Source organism: Streptomyces sp. NBC_00683, from assembly GCF_036226745.1.
Classification (GTDB): Bacteria; Actinomycetota; Actinomycetes; order Streptomycetales; family Streptomycetaceae; genus Streptomyces.
Map to the genome: position 1 here is coordinate 8,443,713 of NZ_CP109013.1, position 23,215 is coordinate 8,466,927.

At 69.2% G+C, this 23,215-nt stretch carries 23 protein-coding genes and 3 pseudogenes; 18 read left to right on the forward strand and 8 right to left on the reverse strand.

What is annotated here, in order from left to right:
* Nucleotides 1–275 precede the first annotated feature (275 nt).
* Nucleotides 276–929 carry a hypothetical protein gene (locus tag OG257_RS36750; RefSeq protein ID WP_329214732.1) on the reverse strand — a complete coding sequence of 218 codons (654 nt, stop codon included), beginning with the start codon at nt 927–929 and terminating at the stop codon, nt 276–278.
* 167 nt (nt 930–1,096) lie between these two features.
* Nucleotides 1,097–1,291: pseudogene (locus OG257_RS36755) on the reverse strand (IS701 family transposase); the annotation flags it as partial.
* 189 nt (nt 1,292–1,480) lie between these two features.
* Between OG257_RS36755 and OG257_RS36760 the strand changes: the two are divergent.
* The 4 genes from OG257_RS36760 (at nt 1,481) to OG257_RS36775 (ending at nt 3,715) form a co-directional block, all read left to right on the forward strand.
* Entirely contained in the window at nt 1,481–1,783 is a 303-nt protein-coding gene (locus OG257_RS36760; protein ID WP_329214734.1) for a hypothetical protein, read from the forward strand.
* Nucleotides 1,784–1,847: 64 nt separating this feature from the next.
* Complete coding sequence (locus tag OG257_RS36765; RefSeq protein ID WP_329214736.1) at nt 1,848–2,009, forward strand: hypothetical protein; 162 nt, start codon at nt 1,848–1,850, stop codon at nt 2,007–2,009.
* A gap of 548 nt (nt 2,010–2,557) precedes the next feature.
* The gene (locus OG257_RS36770) at nt 2,558–2,947 is read left to right on the forward strand and encodes a hypothetical protein (RefSeq protein WP_267803625.1); all 390 of its coding nucleotides are present in this window, start codon (nt 2,558–2,560) and stop codon (nt 2,945–2,947) included.
* A gap of 510 nt (nt 2,948–3,457) precedes the next feature.
* Nucleotides 3,458–3,715, forward strand: a complete 258-nt coding sequence (locus OG257_RS36775) for a hypothetical protein (RefSeq protein WP_329214738.1) — start codon at nt 3,458–3,460, stop codon at nt 3,713–3,715.
* Between the two features lie 236 nt (nt 3,716–3,951).
* On the opposite strand, the gene OG257_RS36780 is transcribed toward OG257_RS36775, so the two are convergent.
* Nucleotides 3,952–4,902: a recombinase family protein gene (locus tag OG257_RS36780; protein WP_329215551.1), complete on the reverse strand. Its 951-nt coding sequence runs from the start codon at nt 4,900–4,902 to the stop codon at nt 3,952–3,954.
* 252 nt (nt 4,903–5,154) lie between these two features.
* On the opposite strand from OG257_RS36780, the gene OG257_RS36785 reads away from it, so the two are divergent.
* Together OG257_RS36785 and OG257_RS36790 are read left to right on the forward strand one after the other, a co-directional pair.
* The gene (locus OG257_RS36785) at nt 5,155–5,586 is read left to right on the forward strand and encodes a hypothetical protein (protein ID WP_329214740.1); all 432 of its coding nucleotides are present in this window, start codon (nt 5,155–5,157) and stop codon (nt 5,584–5,586) included.
* A 104-nt stretch (nt 5,587–5,690) separates the two neighbouring features.
* A complete protein-coding gene (locus OG257_RS36790) occupies nt 5,691–6,104 on the forward strand; it encodes a hypothetical protein (protein WP_329214742.1) in 414 nt (137 codons plus the stop codon).
* 150 nt (nt 6,105–6,254) lie between these two features.
* Here OG257_RS36790 and OG257_RS36795 read toward each other — a convergent pair whose 3' ends face one another.
* Complete coding sequence (locus OG257_RS36795) at nt 6,255–8,972, reverse strand: helix-turn-helix transcriptional regulator (RefSeq protein ID WP_329214743.1); 2,718 nt, start codon at nt 8,970–8,972, stop codon at nt 6,255–6,257.
* Nucleotides 8,973–9,103: 131 nt separating this feature from the next.
* Here OG257_RS36795 and OG257_RS36800 point away from each other — a divergent pair, with 131 nt between their 5' ends.
* The 6 genes from OG257_RS36800 (at nt 9,104) to OG257_RS36825 (ending at nt 14,085) form a co-directional block, all read left to right on the forward strand.
* Nucleotides 9,104–10,063, forward strand: coding sequence for a helix-turn-helix domain-containing protein (locus tag OG257_RS36800; protein WP_329214745.1), 960 nt, complete (start codon nt 9,104–9,106; stop codon nt 10,061–10,063).
* A gap of 36 nt (nt 10,064–10,099) precedes the next feature.
* Nucleotides 10,100–10,936, forward strand: coding sequence for an alpha/beta hydrolase (locus tag OG257_RS36805; RefSeq protein ID WP_329214747.1), 837 nt, complete (start codon nt 10,100–10,102; stop codon nt 10,934–10,936).
* A gap of 80 nt (nt 10,937–11,016) precedes the next feature.
* Nucleotides 11,017–11,838, forward strand: coding sequence for an alpha/beta fold hydrolase (locus OG257_RS36810; RefSeq protein WP_329214749.1), 822 nt, complete (start codon nt 11,017–11,019; stop codon nt 11,836–11,838).
* 72 nt (nt 11,839–11,910) lie between these two features.
* Entirely contained in the window at nt 11,911–12,729 is an 819-nt protein-coding gene (locus OG257_RS36815; protein ID WP_329214751.1) for an alpha/beta fold hydrolase, read from the forward strand.
* Between the two features lie 84 nt (nt 12,730–12,813).
* Nucleotides 12,814–13,290 (forward strand): Dps family protein, encoded by a 477-nt coding sequence (locus tag OG257_RS36820; protein ID WP_329214753.1) that lies wholly within the window; start codon nt 12,814–12,816, stop codon nt 13,288–13,290.
* A 51-nt stretch (nt 13,291–13,341) separates the two neighbouring features.
* On the forward strand, nt 13,342–14,085 hold the full coding sequence (locus tag OG257_RS36825) for an MBL fold metallo-hydrolase (RefSeq protein ID WP_329214755.1): 744 nt from the start codon (nt 13,342–13,344) through the stop codon (nt 14,083–14,085).
* Between the two features lie 58 nt (nt 14,086–14,143).
* Here OG257_RS36825 and OG257_RS36830 read toward each other — a convergent pair whose 3' ends face one another.
* From OG257_RS36830 to OG257_RS36840, 3 genes are all read right to left on the reverse strand, one after another.
* Nucleotides 14,144–14,800: a hypothetical protein gene (locus OG257_RS36830; RefSeq protein WP_329214757.1), complete on the reverse strand. Its 657-nt coding sequence runs from the start codon at nt 14,798–14,800 to the stop codon at nt 14,144–14,146.
* A gap of 24 nt (nt 14,801–14,824) precedes the next feature.
* Nucleotides 14,825–16,171 (reverse strand): hypothetical protein, encoded by a 1,347-nt coding sequence (locus OG257_RS36835; protein ID WP_329214759.1) that lies wholly within the window; start codon nt 16,169–16,171, stop codon nt 14,825–14,827.
* A gap of 133 nt (nt 16,172–16,304) precedes the next feature.
* Nucleotides 16,305–16,901 carry a hypothetical protein gene (locus OG257_RS36840; RefSeq protein WP_329214761.1) on the reverse strand — a complete coding sequence of 199 codons (597 nt, stop codon included), beginning with the start codon at nt 16,899–16,901 and terminating at the stop codon, nt 16,305–16,307.
* A gap of 366 nt (nt 16,902–17,267) precedes the next feature.
* Between OG257_RS36840 and OG257_RS36845 the strand changes: the two genes are divergently transcribed.
* From OG257_RS36845 to OG257_RS36855, 3 genes and pseudogenes are all read left to right on the forward strand, one after another.
* Entirely contained in the window at nt 17,268–17,660 is a 393-nt protein-coding gene (locus OG257_RS36845) for a hypothetical protein (protein ID WP_329214763.1), read from the forward strand.
* Nucleotides 17,661–17,771: 111 nt separating this feature from the next.
* Nucleotides 17,772–19,137: pseudogene (locus tag OG257_RS36850) on the forward strand (IS1380 family transposase).
* Between the two features lie 281 nt (nt 19,138–19,418).
* Nucleotides 19,419–19,808: a hypothetical protein gene (locus OG257_RS36855; protein ID WP_329214765.1), complete on the forward strand. Its 390-nt coding sequence runs from the start codon at nt 19,419–19,421 to the stop codon at nt 19,806–19,808.
* Between the two features lie 18 nt (nt 19,809–19,826).
* Here OG257_RS36855 and OG257_RS36860 read toward each other — a convergent pair.
* A pseudogene (locus OG257_RS36860) lies at nt 19,827–20,045 on the reverse strand (IS630 family transposase); the annotation flags it as partial.
* A gap of 360 nt (nt 20,046–20,405) precedes the next feature.
* Here OG257_RS36860 and OG257_RS36865 point away from each other — a divergent pair.
* From OG257_RS36865 to OG257_RS36875, 3 genes are read left to right on the forward strand one after another with little or no spacing between them, the layout of a single operon-like run.
* Nucleotides 20,406–21,149, forward strand: coding sequence for an ATP-binding cassette domain-containing protein (locus OG257_RS36865; protein ID WP_329214767.1), 744 nt, complete (start codon nt 20,406–20,408; stop codon nt 21,147–21,149).
* A 3-nt stretch (nt 21,150–21,152) separates the two neighbouring features.
* The gene (locus tag OG257_RS36870) at nt 21,153–22,400 is read left to right on the forward strand and encodes a DUF7224 domain-containing protein (protein WP_329214769.1); all 1,248 of its coding nucleotides are present in this window, start codon (nt 21,153–21,155) and stop codon (nt 22,398–22,400) included.
* Complete coding sequence (locus tag OG257_RS36875; protein ID WP_329214771.1) at nt 22,397–23,005, forward strand: hypothetical protein; 609 nt, start codon at nt 22,397–22,399, stop codon at nt 23,003–23,005. The genes OG257_RS36870 and OG257_RS36875 overlap by 4 nt, the downstream gene beginning before the upstream one ends.
* Nucleotides 23,006–23,215: the final 210 nt, after the last annotated feature.

A 23,215-nucleotide genomic window follows, 5' to 3' on the forward strand; every position in this document is an offset into this window, starting at 1 on the left:
CTCCCTGGGGCCCGGGGGAGCCTGGTGCCGGGGCCGACCTGCGAATACGAGCTATTTATGCAGGACAGGGTTGCTGCGCCTGATGGTTGATGGTGTCGAGTTGCGCCTGGAACTCCGGCCCCACCGGGGATGCGGGCACTGTCTGACGTCCAGGCGAGCTGGCCCGTGGCGTTCCAGCGACGGATTCCGGCCGGGGTTGTCGTCGAAGTGCCCGACCCAGATATGGCCGGCCAAGGCGCGTGGCGCAGCGGGCCGCGCAGTTGCCTGGCTGATGCTCAGGACGCTGCGGGTGCGTTGACCGGCATGGCGTTCTTGAAGTCGGTGAAGGTGATTGTCCCTTCGATGTCCGGGTCGGTGGCGAAGTGGATCTTTTGGCGTACGCGCACGACTCGGCCCTCGTTGTCGATCCATGCATCTGCGTCGATTGTGGTGGCGGGTCGCAGGTTGTTCCCGACGGTCCTGTCTACCGATTCGACGTCCTTCGGGGTAAGGCGGGCCGATACGCGCATAGGTTCGCTGTCCTGGTGTACGGAGGCGCTGTGACCGAGCATGAGCCGCACGTACTCCGGGAGCCGGTCCGTGGGTATACCCCCCTTTGCCGCCGACGCAGGGAACTCCTGCCACGGCCCGTGAGTTCCGGTGGCGCGCCGGTACACCTTCTGCCGGGTGATCACGACGTCTTCGGTGTACTGCTCGGTCGTGTCTGTCGTGCGCCCTGTGAATGGCGCGTTGAGGTTGACCCGCCCCTCCATGAGCTGGAGTCGTCTGGGCCCCGACTGCGTGATGGCTCTGAGCGCGGCCGAGTACGGGGCATCGTCAGCTGCGGCCAGCCGATCGCGGACGACCTGCGGGCCGTTGTTCGGTGGTGCGGGCTGGCTCGAGGAGCATGCGGAGAGCATCAGCCCCAAGAGCACCAGCGTCAGGGGCACGGTCCGGCGATGAAACACAGGTGGATCCTCTGCATGTCGAGCCCGAGCAGGAAGCCGCGGGCCCCGGGTGGATGGTGGACACATCCTGTCTGGCGCCGGAGATCAGGCGGGGCTCAGGGGGAGGTGGCGTGATCAAGAGCGCGTCAGACAGTTACGGAACTGCCTTCTTCGTCGCGGACGGAATCAGCGTCCCAGCGGGCACTTCGCAGCAGACGCTGCATCGGTCCGGGACGTGCGTGACCAGCCTGTTCGGCCAGCCGCCAGCAGTTCTTGCGCTCGACGCCGGACAGCAGCCCGAGCATGTACGCGCGGGCGGTCGCCCGCGGTTCCACCCGTCGGAACCGGCCCGCGATCCGGGCCATGGCCTGGTCGAACAATGCCCGCCACCGGATCGGGTCTACGCTCTGGCTCACGGCCACCGCACGATCTTCAGGAGTCCACACAACCCCCGATGATCACGCGGTGGCTGCTCTCGCTCCGGGCCGGGTCCTGGGCAGTGCCGAACTCCTTGCTGCGATCCGACGGCTGCCCCTGATCGACACAATGAGCACATGAACAGCGAACCTCTGCGGATCCCGCTTGATCAGCTTCGGACGGCCTTCGAGCTGGCACTGCAACACATCGAGGCGTCAGCCGGCAGCGCAGTGGCGCTCGAACACGATTACTTCTGGTCTGTTCCGGGCGACGAACTCTACGACGTCCCCAACGAACCGAAAACGATCACAATCGGGCAGCTCTCCGAGTCATGGCAGCACCTTGAGGACCTCCTCGCTGACCCGAACCGGGCCGTGGGCCACCACCTGGTCTGGCTCGCCGATGTCCTCCGCGCGATCGGACAGGACACCGCCCGATAGCCACCACACGTGCGACATGACGTGGAACTACGAAGTCACACTGGAGTACTAGGACAGCCAACTCGTGCGTCTGGAAGCCGCCTACGGTCTCGCCCTGCGTGATGACCCGCGCGCCGCCGAGGCGGTCGAGCGGGTGGGGCCTCTCCGCGACGGCTTCGAGCACGACCACCGGGCCGACGCGCTCTGGCGGTGGAGGTGGCGGAAGGAGAACTCGGCTGCCGAGTGACGGCCAGTCAGCACGAGCACCGGCCTCTACCGGTAGAGCCATTGTCGACGAGAAGGATCACCGACTCATCAGGGCTCACCGCACGAGCGCCTGAGGCGGCCGCTGGAACTGGTGGCGAGGCGGGTCAGAGGAAAAGCAGGTGCCGACTCATGGGCCGTGCGGGCAGTATGCCCGCATGTCTACCGAAGTCAGCGGGATGATCGAGTGTCGACCCCGTGCCACGCCGGCTTCCTCGCCGACCAGCAGGGGGCCAGTGTGGCATTCAGGGCCGTGCACGCCGAGTGGGGAACCGCCCGCACCCGCCCCGGCCCGACGTCTGCTCGCCCCCGGCGGCCTCACCTTCTCAGACCCGGACCGCCATATCTGAGCGCTGCCACCACGCGTTGCGCCACGTCCAGGACCAGCTCACCACCTGGCCCCACCGCCCGGTGTGCCAGCGCCTCCACCTGCACAGTGGTCGTAGCCGGCCCGGCTCCCGCCTCGGATACCGTGTTCCTTTCCGGGGTGCCATAACGGATGTGACGCCCCTCACCGGAGGTAGTCAGCGTATGAGTTCAAAGCGCAGCAAGAATCCAGCCCTGCCCGTACTTGACGACGCATTCCGACTCGCGTCGGTCAAGGACGCCGAAGAGTCCACCCGTGACTTGGCCGCGCGGCTGGCCACCACCGAGCTGCGCCGCGTTTCCCACCCGGGCCGGGTCACCTGGGAGCCCACCGATCAGGCCGAGCCCGTACCGGTCCCGCCGACTGTGGTCGACGGTGACGGGGACCTGTGGCTGCGGGACCGGGGTACTGGCACCTGGACCATGCCCGAGTTCAATCCGAAGGAGTTCCCGGCCCGCTGTGGCGAGGTTCTGACGTGGAACGAGCTTGCCTGCGAGTTCGGCCCGCTGACCGCACTGGCCGACGACCGCCGCATCGGCGGCGGCCGGCGCTGACCGCGCAGCCTTCTGGGATGACCGCGCCCCTGAAGCGCCCGTTACGGGTAGCTGGGAGCTCCAGCTCACCGCCGAGCTCGACGATGGCGGCGAGCAGATGAGCGTGGAGGTGGCGTGCGACGGCCTCGAGCAGCGTGGTGCGGGCCTGGCGCCGCCCGATGTCCTCGGTGCGGCCGGCGTCGGTGGACCAGCCGGGTAGCGGTCGGCCTGCAGTTGCCGTGGTGAGCGCGCGGCCCAGCTCGCCGATCGACTGCTGCCAGTCGGCCAACTGCCCGATCAGGCCGCGCACCAGCTCGTCGGCGGCGGCCGCCGGGCCGGCGCCGAAGGCCCGCGCTTCGGCGGCGGCCTCGGCGAGGACGTCTTCACAGTCGCAGGACAGCCCAGCAGGACGTCAGCCAGACCCTGAGCCATGACCGCCGCAACCCGCTACAAGTATCGATGTCAGACCCTGCTCGTAACGTCGATGGCAGGTACTGGAGAGTCCGGGACCAGTCGGCAGAGGAGCGGGCCATGGGTGAGATCAGCGTGAAGGGACAGCACCTGGACCGGCTGCTCAGCGACAGCACCGGCGCTTACGGAGCGCCCTACCAGCGCGCATTCAACCGCCTCGCCGAGAGCCACCGCGGCCGCCCCGTCCCGGAGATCCTGTCGCTGCTGCGCAGGGCTGCCGATGAGTCGCTGTTGGGCTTTACCGCTGCCGATCTGCGGGAGCAGGCGGAAGCCATCAGCGCGGGGGAGCCGTACGTACTGCGGGTCACCGTCACGTGAGGCTGCACGGATCTTTTACCACCGGGCACTTCGCTGCACAGTCAGGGCGGACTGCACGATGCCCTAGACGTCACGGAATCGCTCTCGCTGACCGCACGACTGAGCAGTTCCACGGGAGGTCCAGTCGCGCCCGCCGGTTGCTGCCCTGCCGCCCCAGGCAGCGCAGCACCGCGCGACCCGACGCCGACACCGTCGCAGTTCTGATCGAGCGCCGGGACCTTGGCCCTGATTTGTCGTCAGTCGGTCCGGAGGGCGGTGAAGTCGGCGTGGGCCTGGGCGACGGCTTCGGGGTACGCCTGGCGCTTCTCGTGCTCGGCGAGGGCCCGGTAGATGCTGGCCAGGCCGGGGTTGTGGCCCTTGCGCTTGCCGGTGGCGATGATCAGGTCGGGGCGGATCTGCTCGACGGACTCGCCCGCTGCTCGGCGCCGCAGCACGGTGTGCAGCATGTCGTCGGTGATGACGGGCGGCCGGCCGCCGTGCCTGCCCTTGCGGGCGGCGGCGTCGAGTCCCTCCAGGGTGGCTTCGCGGATGCCCTCGCGCTCGGTCTCGGCCATGGCGGCGAAGAACCCGAACAGCGTCCGGCCGGGGCCGGAGGGGTCGTAGATGCCGGGCAGCGGGCCGGCCAGCATCTCCAGGACCAGGCCGTGGGCGGTCAGGTGGTCGGCCAGCGCGGTGAGCTCGGCCGCGCTGCGGCCGAGCCGCTTCATCTCGTACACGGTGAACAGCACCCGGCAGTGCGGGGCGTGGGCCTTGGTCTCGCGGGCGAGGGTGAGCGCGGCCTCGAACTGCGGGCGGACCCGGACGCGGGTGCTGATCTTTTCGGAGAAGATCTTGTCGCGCCCGATGCCGTGCGCGCTGAGCGCGTCCAGCTGCGCCTGCAGCTCCTGGGTGAGGTGGCTGCAGCGGGCGTACCCGATGCAGATGTCCGCGCCCGGGGCGCCGCTCTCGGGCGCGGCCGACGGTGGGTTGCCGGGCCGCCAGGGCTGCCCGGGGCCACGATCGGCCGGGGCCGGTACCCGGAGCAGCTTGGCGAGCCGGGCCACCTTCTTGAACCGGCCGGTGTGGTAGATCCCGGCGACCGCGCCGGAGCGGGAGCGGCAGGGTGAGCCGGGCTGGACGCCGCAGCGCGGGCAGGGGTGGCGCTCGACGTCGTCGGCGTCGCTCGCGGTGGTGTTCTGAGGGTCCATCACGCCCGGAATGCTCTCACAAACGATTCCCGCAACAGGGGCCCGCCGCTATGTGTGTGAGAACGGGTTCTGGGAACCGATCGGGCGTCCGGGCCGCCTCCGCAACCCCTTCTCGATCTTCCTCCCGGAAAGGGCCGTTTCTGACGCGTTCGAGTGAGCCGCCCATTCCCCGCCTGGTCATCACTCTACGTATCGGATTATATGCAGTGAGTGATCAAGCCGCTTGGCGATCACTGCCCAGGAAGGAAACCCATGATGAAGACCATCACGTCCCGTCGGGGAATCGTCGGGACGGCCGCCGCACTGAGCCTGCTGGCCGCGGGAGCGGCCGGAGGCGCGGCCCTGGCCGACGATGCGGCCGTCAAGGCCAAGGCCCCGTACGCGCAGGCATCCGCCCAGGTCAACAGGGACGGCACCCGCGTGCAGTCCAAGGGCATCAAGTCGATCACCCACCCCCAGGAGGGGGCGTACTGCGTGACGTTCGACGACGCCACCCGAATCGACGTAAGCCGTAGCACCCCGGTCGCGACGCTGGCGTCGGACGGCGGCACCTCGTGGGGAACGATCATGGTGCGCACCACCCCGTCGGGCGAGTGCGGGAACGCGGCGGACACAGTGACCGTCATCACCGGCACCGTCGCCGATAGCTACCGGAACGAGCCCTTCTTCCTCCTCGTCCCCTGACCCTCCCTCCCTGAACAGCCGGGAATCGGGCCCACCCGCACGCCGGCTCGACCTGGCCGCTCCCGACCACGGGACCGAGGCGGCCGAGATGAAGGACGAACCCCATGATCCACAGCATCACCGGGCGCGCTCGCGCCGTCGCCCTGACCGTCGCCGCCCTGGTGTCGGTCCCGCTCCTGACCGGTACGGCCTCCGCGGCACCGGTCGACCTGTACGCCCCGTACGCCCGCGCCGCCGCCAAGGTGGCGAGCGACGGCACGCTCCTGGCGGCCAAGAACGTCGCCTCCGTAACGAAGCCCGCCACCGGGCAGTACTGCGTCAAGGTGTCCGATCCCGACATCGACGACCTCAAGGACGCGGCGATCCAGGCCACGAGCAACAGTGCTTGGGCCACACTCATCGTCTTCGGTACGCCGACGGGCACCTGCGGCAACGCCGCGAACACCATCACGGTGTGGAGCGCCGACCGCAACGGCACCGCCTGGACGAACTCGTCGTTCACCGTCACGGTGCAGTAGCAGACCTATCGAGGTGGTCCGGCGACCTGCCGGAGTCGGGGCGGCCCGGGAAAACGGGCCGCCCCGTACGGTCATCCCTGCGCCGCAAGCCTGCGCAGTGTGATCCGGTCGCCCTGCCAGTCGTACGCCGCCCACTGGTCCGTCGGGCTTCTACGCGTGGAGAGCCTTGGGGAGTTGATTCCTGGAGGTGATGCCGAGCTTAGGGAAGATCTTGTAGAGGTGGGCCCCGACGGTGCGGTGGGACATATTGAGGTGTTGGCCGATGTCGCGGTTGGTGAGTCCTTCGGCGGCGAGGCGGGCGATGTGGAGTTCTTGGGGTGTGAGGGTGCTGGGTCCGGGGGCGGTGTCGGGGGAGGGGGCACCGGTGGCGCGTAGTTCGTTGCGGGCTTGTTCGGCCCAGTGGGCGGCGCCGAGGGGTTGGAGGAGGTCGAGGGCGAGGCCCAGGTGGGGGCGGGAGTCGCTGACGCGGCGGACGCGGCGCAGGTACTGGCCGTAGGCGAGGTGGAGCCGGGCGCGGTGGTAGGGCCAGTCGGTGAGGCCGGGGGCGGCGAGGGCGGTGGTGAGCGCCGATTCGACCTCGTGGTCGGGGGCGAGCTGGACGCGGGCGTGGTTCATGGAAATGCGGAAGGCGCTCGAGGTGGTGTGCTCGGTGAGGGGTTCGAGGCGGTCGAGGATGGTGCGGGCCTGCTCGATGCGGCCTGCGGCGCGGCCGGCGTCGGCGAGTTCTGCGATGGTGAAGGTTTCCATGAAGCAGTGGTGGACGGGGTCGGCGGTGTCGTAGAGGCGGGCCAGGCGGTCGAAGGCTTCGTGAGGGTGTCCGGCGGTGAGCGCGTTGATGCCGAGGGCGCGGTGGGTGACTGCGTGCAGGTAGGGGGTGAGGTGGGGGTCGGTGAGGATCTCCTTGCCGAGGGCTTCCGCTTCGTCGGTGTGGGAGCGGTGGGCGGCGATGGCGATGCGGTGGCCCAAGGCCATCAGCCGCCAGACGGGTTCGTCGAGGGCGGTGGCGAGGCGTTCGCACTCGTGGCTGTTGTTGAGGGCGCGGTCCCATCGGCCGACCCAGATGTCGGCTCCGGCCCAGACGCTCAGGAAGCGGGCGAGCATCATGGCGCGGCCCTGGGCGCGGATGTGGGAGGCGGTGGCGGCCATGTCGGCGACGACGGCGGGGTATTCGCCGAGGAGGCCGTCGATGGCGACGGCGCGGCTCATCTCCGCCGGGTCGAAGGGAGTTTCCTCGCGGATGCGGACCGCGCGGCGCAGGACGGCCCGGCCGCGTTCGATCGGCTGGAGGCAGGCCAGGACCAGGGCGGTGTGGCTGTCCTCCATCCGGGGGTCGAGGTCCTCGACGACGGAGGCGAACCAGGACCGCAGTTGAGCGGTGCTGCCGTGCATCCAGCAGCGCAGGGCCGCTGCCCAGAGCAGGTTGCGGGCCAGGTCGCTCTCGCCGACGCGGTGTGCCGCGAGGGCGTGGTCGACGAGGGTGCGGGTGAAGGGAGGGTCGTCGGCGGGCCGTAGTCCGGCGAGTTCCTCCAGCAGAGCGCGGCGGGCCCGGTCGCGGACGCCGAGGTCGAGCAGGCAGGTGCTCTCGAGGAGCGCGGCGGTCCTGGACCTGCGGTCGGGGAGGTTGCAGGCCAGTTCGGCGGCATGCAAAAGCGGTGCGGCCCGGTCGCTGTCAGTGGCGGCCAGGGCAGCGGCTCGTTCCAGGGCGTCAACGGCGACGGAGAGGGCACCGCGTGCGACGGCACGGTCGGCGAAGGCGAGCAGGTCGGCGGTGATCCGCGGGTCGGGGCCCATAGCTGCGGCCGCCCGGTGCCAGACGGCCCGGTCGGGTTCGGCGGCCAGAACTGCAGCGAGCACGGCGTGGGTGGAGATGCGGTCACCCAGGGCGGCGTTCTGGTAGACGGCGGAGGCGACAAGGGGGTGGCGGAAACGTACGGTCGCGTTGTCTGCCGTGACCAGCCCTGCGGCAACGGCTGGCTCGATCGCCTCGACGCTGACCGGTGCGCTGGTGACCCGGGTAGCCGCGGCGAGGAGTTCGGCCGGGCGGCACCCGCCGTCGGCGGCCAGGACGAGCAGAAGCGCGCGGGTCGCGCCGGGGATGTCGGGAAGGCGGGCGGCGAAGGCCCGCTCCAGCCGTGCGCTCGTCGGCAGATGGGTGCGCAGGGAGCCTTCGGTCTCGTCGGACTGCCGGACGGCGCAGGGCAGTTCCAGGAGGGCGAGCGGGTTGCCGCGCGCGGTCTCCAGGATCCGTGTCCGGATCCGCAGAGGCAGATCGTGAGCCTGGCGTTCCAGAAGCGTCCGGGCCGCCTCGGCCGGTAGCGGCCCGAGTAGCAGTTCCGGCAGCCCCGTGTCGGTGAAGGGGTCGTCGTTGCCGGGGCGCAGGGCGGCCAGGACCGCGATGCGTTCGCCAGCGAGCCGGCGGGCGACGAAGCCGATCACCTCGGCAGAGGGCCGGTCGAACCAGTGCGCGTCCTCGGCGACCACGAGCAGCGGATTCGGCCCGGAGGCCGCCACCAGCAGGTCCAGGACGGCGAACGCGACGCCGTACAGGTCGGGGACCATGGTGGTGGACTGCCCGAGTGCGGCCTTGAGGGTCTCCCGCGACCGGGCGGGCAGACTTTCGTCACGCAGCAGCGGCCACAGCATCTGGTGCAGCGCCCCGAACGGCAGCCGGGTCTCCGCGGGGATGCCCTGGGCGCTCAGGACGGTCAGACCCTGCTCGCGCGCCTCCCGCACCGCGGCTTCCAGCAGCTTGGATTTCCCTATGCCCGCTTCGCCCCGTATCAAAAGTGCTCCCGCGCCCCGTCCCACCGATCCGATGAACTTCGTCAGCCGCGCCTGCTCGGCGCGCCGACCGTGCAAAGCCTCCATCTCCAGGCTCCTCCCCTGCGATCACATGGCGACCTGTTCGACGCCGGGGATGACGATCGCGCACCGCAGCGGGCGATAATGGACCCAGCGTGCAGGGAAATGGACGCGCGGATCGGGAGGGGGCTGCGGCCGTGCTGCTCGTGGACACTTCGCAGGTCGCCGCGTCGGACCGGGCCGAGGCCGTCACCGCCGCGCTGACGGCCGGCTGCGTCCCTTCCCGGATCCTGCACCAGGACCCGGCGGGCGAGGTGCACGCCACGATGCATTTGTGGACGATCGGACCGTGCAAACTCGTCACCGCCCAGGCCACCAGCCTGCGCCAGACCCGCACCCCCAAGCACCTGCGCGGCGACGACCAGCCCGAGATGCTCGCGCTGGCGATGCAGTCCCACGGCCCGGCCCAGTACGACAAGGGCGGCCACCAGCAGATCGTGCGCACCGGCGACCTCATGATCAACGATCTGACATCGCCGTACGAGGTGAACTGGCCCGCCAGCGGCGGCTCCAGCGCGTTCAACGTCACCTACGACCTGCTCGGCGTACCGGTCGACCTGGCCCGCCGGGCGGCACCGCTGCTGCACACGTCCCCGTTGTACGGGCTCGTTCAGCGCCACCTCGCCTCGCTGATCCGCCAGGCGCCCGTGCTGTCCGAAGACCCGGGCGCCCCCGCCCTGGCTGCGGCGACCGTCGAGCTGATGCGTGCGCTCATCGTCTCGGCCGCGGCGGACGACCGGCTGGCCCGCCCGGTGCGGGCGGACACGCAACTCACGCGCATCATGGCCTACGCCCGCCAGCACCTGACCGATCCCCGTTTGACCCCCGCGCGCCTGGCCGCGGTCCACAACCTGTCGGAGCGCTCGCTCTACCTACTGCTTCAAGCCGCCGGAATCAGCCTGGAGCAGTGGATCATCACCCAGCGTCTGGAGGGCGCCCGCCGGGATCTGGCCGCCGAGGGAAAACGCCACCGCACCATCGCCTCCATCGCCCGCACCTGGGGTTTCACCGACCCGAGCTACTTCACCCGCCGCTTCCAACGCACCTACGGCGTGCTACCCAAGGACTTCCGGCGGGCGGCGCAGTCACCTGACTGATGCGGGCGCAGTCATCGCGTTCCTAACGTCCGGGGCATGACCTTCACCCATGACCTCGACCAGATCACCCGGGCCAACGCCTCAGGACGTCCGCCGGTGGTATTCGTCCACGGACTGTGGCTGCTGCCCGGCAGCTGGGACCGATGGGCGCCCCTGTTCTCCGACGCCGGGTACGCACCCGTCCTTCTCGGCTGGCCCGACGACCCCGACACCATCGAGGAGGCCCAGGCCCACCCGGAGGTGTTCGCCGGGAAGAGCGTCGGGCAGATCGCCGACCACCTCGCCGACCTCGTCGGCCGCCTCGAACACGCCCCGGCCCTTGTCGGGCACTCCTTCGGCGGACTGCTGGTACAGATCCTCGCCGGCCGCGGCCTGGCCCAGGCCACCGTCGCGATCAGCCCCGCCCCCTTCCGCGGCGTCCTGCCGCTGCCGTTCGCAGCCCTGCGCTCCTCCGCGCCCGTCCTGGGCAACCCCGCCAACCTCCACCGGGCCGTCCCGCTGACCTACGAACAGTTCCGGTACGCCTTCGCCAACGCCGTCACCGAGACCGAGGCGCACGAGCTGTACACCGCCTACTGCGTGCCCGGAGCGGGCAAGCCGATCTTCCAGGCGGCCACCGCGAACATCAACCCGTGGACCGAGGCCAAGGTCGACACGGAGAACCCGCAGCGCGGTCCGCTGCTGGTCGTCACCACCGACCACGACCACACGGTCCCTCCCGCGATCGCCCAGGCCAGCTACAAGAAGCAGGCCCGCAACAGCGGCACCACCGAGATCACCTCCCTCCGCGGCCGCGGCCACAGCCTCACCATCGACGCCGGCTGGCACGAAGTCGCCGACACCGCCCTGGCCTTCGTCCGCCGCTCCCTCTGACCCACCCGGCATGGCAGGCGCTCCCCGCACGCCCCGTCCCACCGGCAACCCACTGACGATCCAGAGAAGGAAGTACTCCGATGAGCACCTTCACCACCTCGGACGGCACGAACATCCACTACACCGACTGGGGCACCGGCCGTCCCGTGGTGTTCAGCCACGGCTGGCCGCTGTCCGGTGAGGCGTGGGCCGAGCAGATGCGGCTGGTCGCCGAGCACGGCTTCCGTGCCATCGCTCACGACCGGCGCGGCCACGGCCGCTCCGACAACGGCTGGGCCGGCCACCACATGGATACCTACGCCGACGACCTCGCCCAGCTCATCGAACACCTCGACCTCCACGACGCCGTCCTCGTCGGGCACTCCACCGGCGGCGGTGAGGTCACCCGCTACCTCGGCCGCCACGGCACCGCCCGCGTCACCAAGGCCGTCCTCCTCGGCGCCGTCCCCCCGCTCATGCTCCAGACCGACACCAACCCCGGCGGCCTGCCCCGCTCGGCCTTCGACGGCATCCGCGAGGGCGTCGAAGGCGACCGCGCCCAGTTCTACGCCGACCTGGCCATCCCCTTCTACGGCGCCAACCGCGAGGGCCACACCGTCTCCGAAGGCGTCCGCAACGACTTCTGGCGCCTCAGCATGCAGGCCGGCCTCAAGGCCGCCTACGACTGCATCGCCCAGTTCTCCGAAACCGACTTCACCGACGACCTCAAGAGCATCGACATCCCCGTCCTGGTCGCCCACGGCGACGACGACCAGATCGTCCCCATCGGCGCCGCCGGCCTGCGCTCCGCCGAACTCCTCAAGGACGCCACCCTGCGCGTCTACCCCGGCGCCCCGCACGGCCTCGTCGGGCACTTCAAGGACGCCTTCAACGCCGACCTCCTCGCCTTCATCAACGCCTGACACCCCCACCGCACCCCCGCCCTCCCGCCGCCGGACGGCGGCGGGACACCCCGCTGCACAGAGGAGAACACCATGTCCCGCCTCCCCAGCCGCCGCAGAGCGATCACCGCGCTCGCCCTGGCCGGCGCACTGGCCTGCACGCCGCTCACCACGGCGGCCGCCGGCCCCACCCACACCACCGCCGCCGCGGCGAAGCCGACGATCGTCCTGGAACACGGCGCGTTCGCCGACGCCTCCGGATGGAACCCCGTCATCCAGTCCCTGCAGAAGCGCGGCTACACCGTCCTCGCCCCCGCGAACCCACTGCGCGGCCTGGCCGACGACACCGCCTACCTCAAGTCCTTCCTCGCCACCCTCACCGGCCCCATCGTCCTCGTGGGCCACTCCTACGGCGGAGCCGTCATCACCGGGGCCGCCACCAACACCCCGGACGTCAAGGCCCTCGTCTACATCGCCGCCTACGCCCCCGACCAGGGCGAGAGCGTCGCCGAGGCCACCGCACTGGGCGGCGGCACCTCCGAACTCCTCCAGCACGTGATCGCCCGCCCCTTCCCCGGGGCCGCTCCCGGCGACGCCGACGCCTACCTCGACCCCGCCTCCTTCCGCCACGTCTTCGCCCAGGACCTGCCCGCCTCCCAGACCGCCCAGATGGCCGCGGCACAACGGCCCGCCGCATTCGCCACCCTCACCCAGGCCGCCCCCGTCCCGGCCTGGCGGACGATCCCCTCCTGGTACCTCGTCGCCCGCAACGACCGCACCATCCCCCCGCAGGCCGAACGCGCCATGGCCGCCCGAGCGAAGGCCACCACCATCGAGATCAACAGCTCCCACGCCGCGATGCTCAGCCACCCCCGCGCCGTCACCGACCTCATCATCGACGCCTCCCACTGACCGCCCCTTCGCCCGCCGAGGGCCGGCCGGACACCAGCCGGCTCCCGGCGGGCAGCCACCGACCCGTACGCCCGGAGCATTCTCATGACGATCATCACCGGCCCCCTCTCCGAACACGAGCAGACGGTCACCGCGCAGGCGCTGCAAACCTCCCTGATCGACCTCCTTGAGCTGGCCCTCAACGCCAAACAAGCGCACTGGGTGCTCTTCGGACCCCGCTTCCGGTCCCTGCACCTTCATCTGGACGAACTGGTCACCCTCACACGCGATTTCGCCGATCGCCTGGCCGAACGGGCCGCCGCCGCCCTCGGAAGCCCGCCCGACGGCCGCCCAGCCACCCTCGCCGCCACCGACGCCCTGCCGCCCCTGCCCGCCGGCTGGATCAAGGACACCGACGTCCTCGACCTGTTGACCACCTCGATGAACACCCTCATCGACCGGATGCGCAGGCGCATCGAGACCACCGCTGCCACGGACCCGGTCACTCAGGACCTCCTCATCGCCGTCACCGGCGAACTGGAGAAACAGCATTGGATGCTCCAGGCCGAGCACGCGCACTGACCCACACCCATCCCGTCCCACAGCGGCCCCGCCGCAGCAGAGGAAAACACCATGAAAGCCACCCTCACCCACATCGGCACCGCCACCGTCCTGCTAGAAATCGGCGGCCTGCACCTCCTGACCGACCCGGTCTTCGACCCGGCCCCCGCGCAATACCACTTCGGCCCAGTCACCCTGAACAGCACCGCGGGCCCCGCCCTGACCCCCGACGAACTGCCCGACATCGACGCCGTCCTGCTCAGCCACGACGAACACCCCGACAACCTCGACCACAGCGGCCGCGCCCTGCTGACCGGGCACACCGTCCTCACCACCACCAGCGGCGCCGGCCGACTCGGCGACGGAGCCGTCGGCCTCGCCCCCTGGCAGAGCCACGAGATCACCCGCGACGGACGAACCCTGCGCATCACCGCCACCCCCGCCCAGCACGCCGGAGACGTAATCGGCTTCATCGTGGAACAACCCGGCGAGAGCGAGGCGCTCTACATCTCCGGCGACACCGTCCACTTCGACGAACTCGACCAGATCGGCCGACGCTGGACCATCGGCACCGCCGTCCTGCACTTCGGCGCCGCACAGGTCGACGAGATCGGCGAGCTCCCCATCACCCTCGACGGCACCCAAGGCGTCGAACTCACCCGCTCCCTCCGTGCGAAGACCGTCGTTCCCGTCCACTACGCATCCTGGGCACACTTCTCCCGAGGCCGCGAGGACATCGTCACCGCCTTCGAACAGGCCCACCTCACCGACCGCCTGCACTGGCTCACCCCCGGAGCCCCCTCCCACCTGGCCTGAGAAGCAGTCTCTCGCCCGGGATCGAGGGGAGGTCTTGTGGGAGGAGGCGGTCCGGCTGTCACCGGTCGCGGCGGTGGCTGACGTCGGCGGCGTAGGTGGCCCAGTCCCCGGCTGACGCTTGCTGCCACTGGACGGCGACTTTGATGTGGGCGCCGAGCATGCGGGCAAGGATCGCTGCGGGGACTTCGGTGGACAGGGCGAACAGCGCGGTGGATCGGTCCTGTTTGGGCCGGACTCCGATGCGGTGAAGGCGCTTGCCGATCTGGCTGTCGGTGAGAGGGCGCCCCGGGTGGCCACCCGGAAACAACCAGGAGACGTCTTCAGGAATGCCGATCTTGGCCTTGCCGCGGCGGGTCGCGACGAGATCGCGGACCAGGCTGGCCAGCGGTGCTGGGAGAACGACCGGCGAGGTGCCGAACGTGATCGCGACAGTGGCGCCGTCCATGGTGATGTCGTCAACAGTGAGTTGACTGATGGTGGCGATCTTCTGCGCATAGAGGATCAGCAGCAATCCCGCGACGCGGTCCGGGGTCGGCAGTGTGCTGTCGTTAAGGAGGCGCCGGGCGTCAGCCCAGCGCTTCTCGCTGTCGATGGTGCTGAGCGGGCCTGTCCAGCGGACGGTGCCGTAGGTCAGATCACAGGCATGCCGGTGCTGTACCGACCAGCGGACGAAGTGGCCGGTCCCGTTGCGGTAGCTCACCGTGGAGTCTGCCATCCAACGTTCCAGGTCCGTCTGGGTTCAGGTCCCCAGGGTGAGCCCTTCGCCGCCGAGCCAGTCGAGGAAGTTGCCCGCCGCGGTGACATGGCAGCGCACGTTCAGGTCCTGTAGCCGGGTGGTGTGGTCATCGCCGAGGCGTCGTCGGAGCCGGCGCATGTGGTGCCAGACCGCGTAGCCGTGCAGGATCCGGCGCTCGGCGAGGTCAAAGCGGGCCTCGACGGTCACGGTGATCCTTTTCTTCTCCAGGGCGATGAGCCGCTCATCGCGCGGCGGCAGGGCGCTGGTCGCGACCAGCACACTGCGCAGGTGGGCCAGCACCTTGCCCGCAGGCAGCTCGTCGAGGACCTCGTGGGTGACGGGCCTCTCGTCGCGGCATATGCGCTCCAGAGGGTCACGGGCTTTCGAGCGGGAGATCCAAGCCATGGCGACGTCGGGGCGCTCGGCACCCGTCAACGCGTCGTGGAAAGCGGCGAGTTCGGGGCGGATGGCCCCGTCCGGGCCGCCGAGGAGGTCACGCCGCTCCTGGACGCTCAGCCCCATCCGGCGGTCCATTACGTGATGCAGCACCACCAGCATGTGCAGCGCGAAGGAGTGCCGGCACATGTGCGGGGTACAGAACGGCGGCTCTGCCACCCGCCCCGCGAGCACCTGCTCGCACCGCTGCGAAGCGGTACGGAACACGTTCTCCCACGAGGCCGGTCGCAGCGGCAGCCCTTCCTCGGTCAGCCACAGCCACAGCGGCTCAAGCCCCTGCGGCCCTTTGCGATAGAAGCTCATCCGCTCAGCCACCCCCGCGTCCGTCAGCGGGGTCCGACCCTCATGGCCCTGCGCATCACGCCAGTGCAACACCTTCTGCCGCTGCCCGGTCACGGACCGCACCACCCGGCACTGCACCAAATCCTCGTAGCGCCCCCGCCGTTGTGCCCGCCCTACCGCCGCCGCGCGGGAGGACTCCACATAGCCCGCGACTGCGGAGACCACCGCGGCCGCGACATAGAAGGTCCGGGCCCGCTTCGACTTGGTCACCGCCCGCCCCAGCCGTCCCGGACAGAACCGGCCCGCCCCCAGCGCCGGTTGTGGCATCTCCAAGGTCAGCATCGAGGCTCCCTCCGTCAGCCGCACCCCGGAGGAGAACAGCAGCTCGGCGAAGGCCGTATTGCGTGCCTCCAGCCGCCCCGTCCACCCCTGCTCCGGGACGCCGTCCACGGTGTGCCTGCGCAGCCCCACCTCCAGCCACAACCGGAAGGCCCGTGGAGTCAGCCAGTGCACATTGCTGCTCCGCGTCTGCAGGGCCCGCGCCTCCGGAACCCTTACCGGCGTCCCATAGCGGCCCGCCACCTCCCGCATCACCACCGGCGAGCGGTCCACCCCCGCTTTCAACTATCCGCAGGATCTTCGCGACGCCCAGGTCGCCCTCCTGGAAACCCGTGCCGCCTTCGACGAATACATCCGTGACCTGCCGGCGCCGTCATCATCTACATCGGCATCAACCGGGGCAATCTCAGCCGAGGAAGTCCTTCCAGAGCGGGACGGATGCCTGCGGATTCCAAGGCGCGTCCTCGTCGAACTCGCCGAACTCGCGGTCGATGTAGTCGGCCAGATCGTGGCCGTAGCAGATGATGTCGGTTCCCCACACCGACAGGACCGGATGTCCCGGAGTGTCGCGACCTGCGGGTATGAAGCGGTGCGCGTAGACGGGAACGAGTCGTGGCGCTCGTGCAAGTACCGCTCGGGCCAGCCCCAGAGCCTCTTCCTTGGAGGCGGGACGCGCTCCCAGGGCCGAATGCCAGCTGCCATGAGCGACGTCGCCCAGCACTTCTCGTACCGGCCACTGCAGCCGATGGCGCAGGTCGTCTTCATCACCGTGACGCCAGTCGGGCCAAGGCTGCTGCCACGTCGCGCCTTCCTCAGGAGGCGAAGCGACCGGCAGCCCTGTCGCTAGAAAAGCACGATGCTCCGGGGAGAACTCGAGCTCATAGGTCGCCTCGATCCGGCTGAACTCTTCCTCCGTGATCCCTGGAGCTATCTCACAGCAGTCCGCCTCCGCCAACCGCCGCGCGGCCTCTGCACCCAACCAAGCGCCATCAAAGTCGATCACTCAGGCACCGTACACACGCTGCGTGCACGGCATCACATCTTTTCGATCCCTGACTCGGGCTTCCAGGTCATTGCGGGACAGCCCTTACGAGCTCGTGCACGGTTAGCGGTGGGACGTCGAAGGGGTCACGTTCCCCACCACGCAGCCATGATCGCCGATCCGAGCTCGACGTCTCACTGCTAACCGTGCACGAGCTCGGTAGCCTCGGGCTTTCATAACGGTTGTTCGATCAGCCTCTTGGCCAGTTGCTTCCACTGCCTGTGATCTGGGCTGTTGCATCTCGGCCCGGTCGTCATCTTGGCCACGGTGCTTTCACCTGTTGGGTGACGCATCCATCCGGCGTGTCACAGCTGGCAGGCTGTGTTCATGGATATGGAGGCGCTCAGCGCAGATGACTACGAGTCGGTGCACCGGGCAAGCCGAGGTTTGGCGGCGCGGTACGGGATGGTGACGCTCAACGCCATGATGGAGGCGTGGGAGGCGTTGGTGGAGGATACCGAAGAGGGGTTCGACGCCGAACTCATCTGGGAGTACGCGGACAGGCTTCGCTGCCGTCGCTGGCTCGCGGAGGCATGGCCCGTGTTCACCGACAGGATTCGGGCCGCGCGGCAAGCGAAGCTCGACGCCCTGGATGCCCGCTTCCAATTGGCTACCGTGCCCCTGAACGGCCAGGCAGACGACGCGCGATGGCACTCCCGGCGACCGCGGCTGATCGAGGGTGACACTTTGCTGGAACTGCCTGGATCCTGGGTCCTGTGACACGTCTGAGCTGATGTTCAGCGCTGGTCAGACTTCCGGAGAACGCCTCTGAACTGGGAAAATGGGGGCTTTTCTAGGGTCCTGCCCACCCCAAAGAGAGGCGCTCTCCAAGTGAGCAAGCGTAGCGGGACGTACCCGCGTGTCCGTATCGAGAGCGGCGGTCACGGGGTGGTCTCCCAGGCCGGTGCGGTGCTGTTGGTCGCGACCGCCCGCAAGAGTGGACTCGATACCGCGATATCGGCGGCGCTCGCGCCCTGGCGACGCCCTCGGGCGGTGCAAGATCCTGCTGGATATGGCGCTCGCAGTCGCGCTGGGCGGGGACTGTCTGGCCGATGTCGGCATGCTGCGGGCTGAGCCTGCCGTGTTCGGGCCGGTGGCCTCCGACCCGACCGTCTCCCGTCTGGTCGACACCCTCGCCGCTGCCGGGACGAAGGCCCTGGACGCGATCCGTACCGCTCGGGCCGATGTCCGCGAGTATGTATGGCAGCTGGCCCGGAACCAGGCGCCGGACAAGGACGGCCAAGTGATCGTGGACCTGGACGGCGTGCTGGTACTTGCGCACTCCGAAAAGCAGGACGCGGCCGCAACCTGGAAGAGGACCTACGGGCACCATCCGCTGATGGGCTTCGTCGATCACGGAAGCGGCGGCACCGGGGTGCCGGTGGCCGCCCTGCTGCGACCGGGGAACGCGGGCTCCAACACCGCCGCCAACCACATCACCGCTACCCGGCTCGCCCTGGCCCAACTTCCCAAGCGGTATCGGCGCGGCCGGTCCACACTGATCCGCACCGACTCCGCAGGCAGAACCCACGAGTTCGTGGCCTGGCTCGCCCAGCGCGGCAGGTGGTTGTCGTACTCGGTCGGGATGACCACCACCGAGCAGATTCACCAGGCTGTTCTGAAGGTCCCCGCCTCCGCCTGGACGCCCGCCGTCGAACCGGGCGGCGAGATCCGTGACGGCGCCTGGACCGCCGAGCTCGACGGCGACGTCCTCAAGGGCTGGCCGAAGGGGATGCGGCTGATCGTCCGCAAGGAACGACCACATCCCGGCGCCCAGTTGCGCTTCGTCGACGCAGACGGGCTGCGGCTCACCGCCTTCGCCACCAACACGGCAGACGGGAAGATCATCAACTTCGAGCTGCGGCACCGTCAGCGCGCGAGGGCCGAGGACCGCATCCGGGCCGCACGCGCCACCGGTCTGCGGAACCTGCCCCTGCACGACACCGCGCAGAACCAGATCTGGCTGGAGATCGTCCAGCTCGCCCTCGACCTGCTGGCCTGGCTGCCCATGCTCGCCCTGACCGGTAAACCTCGCCTCTGGGAGCCCCGCCGCTTGCGGCTGCGACTGTTCTCCGCCGCCGCCCAGATTGTCACCACCGCCCGCCGCCAGCACCTCCGGTTCGGCTGTCACTGGCCCTGGACCGATGTGATCACCAATGCGGTCCAGCGACTCACGGCTCTCCAGAACCCCGGCTGACCAGCAGCGCCACCCGCCCGAACAAGCCTGATCACCCCGCCGGAAATCGTGGAAGCCGGCGCCTACCCGACGCGACAGCCGGGCCCTCACCGCACCCGCAAACAGCCACGACAGCGAAACGGTCCGCCGGATCTTCCGACGGACCGTCACGAAAGATCGAGGCTAGTGCTGTGACCGCGAAGGCTCACCGGGTCCCGGCGGTCAGCGTGAGCACCGAGTTGGGCTGGTCTGGCCAGCCGTGTAGAAGGACTTTCGTGCACTGGCTCTGCGACGATTGCTGAGTGAGCAAGCAAGAGTGGGAAGAATTGACCAAGTCCGAAGAAGCTTTCATGGTCAATTCCTATGAGATCGACATCCTGCCTGGTGTCTGGGGCGATCTCGACGAAGCCGACCAGTCTCGACCTTGCAACGAGCTAGCGGGAATCTTGCTCGCCCTCATCGATCGTGGGTGGATCGAGGTCCGCCGACTCGCGCCGTGGACCTCACCCGCCGGCGAGAACGGCTTCCAGCCCGGCGAACTGGTGCCTCGTGATCAGCTTCCGGCGATTCTCGACGACGCGGCCAGCTGGGAGTATCCCGAGGACGGGAACTGGATTGGCGCGTTGACCCTGGTCGAGACCGAAGCGGGAAAGAAGATCACTCGTCTTTCTCCTGAGGAGATGGCCGAGTAGGCCGTGGTGCTGGAAGCCTCAGGCCGCGACCAACGGTCGGCCGCACCAGTGGAGGCCCTTCTCGCTGCGGATGCGGGCTCGTTCGCGGTGTTGGGCGGCCAAGAGGTCGGGGTGCGGGGCGTTGCCATTGCGCCAGGGCAGAAGGAGGTGCAGAGCGCGGGTCCGAACGGTGTGGTTGGGGTGGTTCGAGTTGGCCAGGTTGAACTGCCGTAGCGGCCCGAAGTGCGCCTCGATCGGGATTGAACCGTTCCGACTTCTCTGCCGCTCCGTTGCGAGCTAGTGCTGTGGCTGCATAGGTTCGCCGGGTTGCCTGACCGGGCAATGGGGCAACATCTACTGGAACAGCGCCTGGCAGAAACTCCGCTCACCCCAGTTCCGCACCGGCCTTTACCTCGCCCAGTGGATCCACGTCTACGCCCAAGTCAGAGACCGGCTGCCCCACCGGCGCCAGTACGCCGTCCCTGGCTTCGTGCGTCACCACGCCGGAAACCTCACCGATCGGAACGTCCGCTTCTGGCGCTTGCGGGGTGTGTGGTTGCAACCACACACCCCGCAACGCCGTCTGGGCCTGTAGTCATCACTCACCTGGGGTTTTGCGTGCCACTGCACTACACGGACTGTTCCTTTGCCTACCGGGCCGGCACTCCTGTGCTCGACAGCCTGACGATGGACTTCCCGCAAGGGTGCACTGTCCTGCTCGGTCCGAACGGGGCGGGGAAGTCGACACTGCTTTCGCTGGGGGCGTCCTCCCTGACCCCCGTGTCGGGGCGCGTCACGCTGGGGCGCCTGGACAGCGTCCGGCGGCGGGACCGTCGGGCTTTCCGGCAGAAGGTGGGCTGGCTGCCGCAGGAGGTGAAGGCCATCCCGGCCCTGACGGTGCGGGAGCAGGCCGCGTACGTGGGCTGGTTGAAAGGCCTGTCCAAGCGGGAAGCATGGGACCGTTCGGCCACCGCGCTGGAAAGGGTCCGCCTTACGGAACTGGGCCAGCGCAAGAGCCATGAGCTGTCCGGAGGGCAACTCCGCCGCCTGGGTATCGCGCAGACGCTGGTGCACCAGGCCGAGATCGTCCTCTTGGACGAGCCCACCGCAGGACTCGACCCTGTCCAGCGCGGTGTCTTCCGGGACCTGCTGGCCGAACTGAGCAGCTCGGTGCACTTCATCGTCTCCACGCACCAGACCGAAGACCTCGCCGACATCTACGAGACCGTCATCGTCTTCGACCGGGGCCGGCCAGTGTTCCGAGGGCCGGTAAGTGACTTCTTCTCCACCGCCCCCGCCGGTACCCCGTACGAGCGGCGTGCGGAGAGCGCGTATCGCGGCCTGGTCCGAGGGGAGGCCTGAACCGTGCGTATCTCGACACTTCTGCGCTCGGGCCCCGCAGCGTGGGCCGCCCTGGTCCTGGTTCCCGTACTGGTGTGGTTCAGCGCCCAGAACACCGAGTCCACCATCGCCTACTGGCCTTCCATCAGCTCCCAGACCACCATCGTCGTCGGCTTCATCAGCGCCGCGTGCGGGGCGGGAGCGGCCTGGGAAGCAGCCCGGCTCAAACAGGGCGGGATCACGGTACTGGCCCCGGCCCGCGGGTTGCTCAGCGTGGCGGTCCTGCATCTCGGCCCCGTCGCCGTACTCGGCCTGATCGCGATGATCGCCCCCTTCGCCGTCATCGTGACATCGGTGGCCTCCACCCCCGGTTTCCCGAACCCGGCGATCCTCGCCGTCTCCTACAGCGTGGTCCTGGCACACATCGCTCTGGGCTGGTTCGTCGGCGCCCGCATGCCGAAACTCCTCGGCGCCGCCACCATGCTGATCTTCGGATACCTCTGGGGATTCTGGCCGGCTGCTCTGGGGGGTCTGCCCTGGCTGCGCCACCTCAACGGACAAGGCGTCACAGAGTGCTGCGGGCTGGACCAGGAACCCTCCATCCGCAGCCTGGCAGCTACCGTCACCTTCTCCCTCGCGATCGTGACGGCTGTCGTCCTCAGCTCAGCGCTCCGCCACCGCCTCTGGCGCCCCGTGCTGTCACTGACCGGGTTCACCGTGGCCACCGCCGTGGCGCTCACCCTGGCCGTTCCCCTCGACTTCCAGGGCACCCAGGCCCGCGACACCGCACTGCGCACCTGCTCAGGGCAGAACCCGCAGATCTGCCTGTGGCCCGAGCAGAACGCCCGACGAGCAGACATCAGCCACTGGGCCGAGACGACCACCGCCCAGCTGGCAGCCGTCGGCGTCACCCCGGCCCGGCAGGTGGAGTTCGGAGACCCCCAGCCCGACAAGACCAACGTCGCCTCGAACATCGCCACCAGCCCACTGCCGAACGAAGCACCCCCGTGCGCCCTGCGCCAAGGCGCCGCCTATCCCGGCGACGAAGCCATGGTCGCCATATACGCCTGGCTCTCCCTCACCGGCGGCGTCCCCAAGAGCGACCTTGCCCAGCGCTGGCCCCACGAAGCCATCACTCTCGCCGAGCAGATCCGCGCGCTGCCCACCCAGGCCCAGCACGCTTGGTACGAACGCAACATGCGCTCTGTCCACGACTGCGCCGTACTGCCCGACCTTGCCCCCGCCTCCTACACCAAGGCAGCCGCATCGTGAACTGGTGGCACCGCGCACACGCCACACCCCTCACCACAGCAGTGCTCATCGTGACCATGCTGCTGGTACCGCTCCTGGGCGGCTCCGCCCTGCCGATCCCCTCCCTGCTCGGCGGGATGAGTGCAGGAATCCCCGTAGCCCTCGTACTCCCCGCTATCCCCGCGGCCTTCACTCTCTACGCGCTCAACCGGGTTCCACGCCTTTACGACACCACCGCGGTCCGTCCCGTAGCCCGATACCAGGCCGGCATGCTGACAGCAGCTGCGCTACTGGCCACCCTCCTCGGCCTCGGCGCCGCCTACGCGGCGGACTCATCCATGTCCCTCGCCGCGGCACGGAATCTCCTCGGATACCTGGGCACCGGGCTCATCGTCCAATACCTCGCCGGCCACGTGTACGGTCCGCTGACCGTCGCCCTCGTGCCCGTTGTCTGTGCACTCATCGGCCTCGGTCCCGGAGGACGCCCCTTCCCCTGGACCTGGCCACTGCACGAACCGAGCTCCCCTATCGCCGCCGCCGCCTCCCTGCTCCTGCTCACCGCAGGGATCGCGGCAACGACACTTCTTGCGCCTCGACGAGCTGCGTCGCGACCGGCAGCTGTCTGACCGCCATGCCGTAACAGAGGCGCGTTGAGCCGGCGAGGACGACGCTGATGGGCTCCACGAGGGAAGCCTGAATATTCAGCGGGTAGAACGTCGTGGAACGCCTGGAGGATCAGGCAGTCTTACTGACTTCCTGGCTTTGTTCACCGGTTTCGGTTCTGGCTCAGCTTCTGTGGTTCAGCCACGCTGAGTGACCGGATCGGCTCGGGAGTG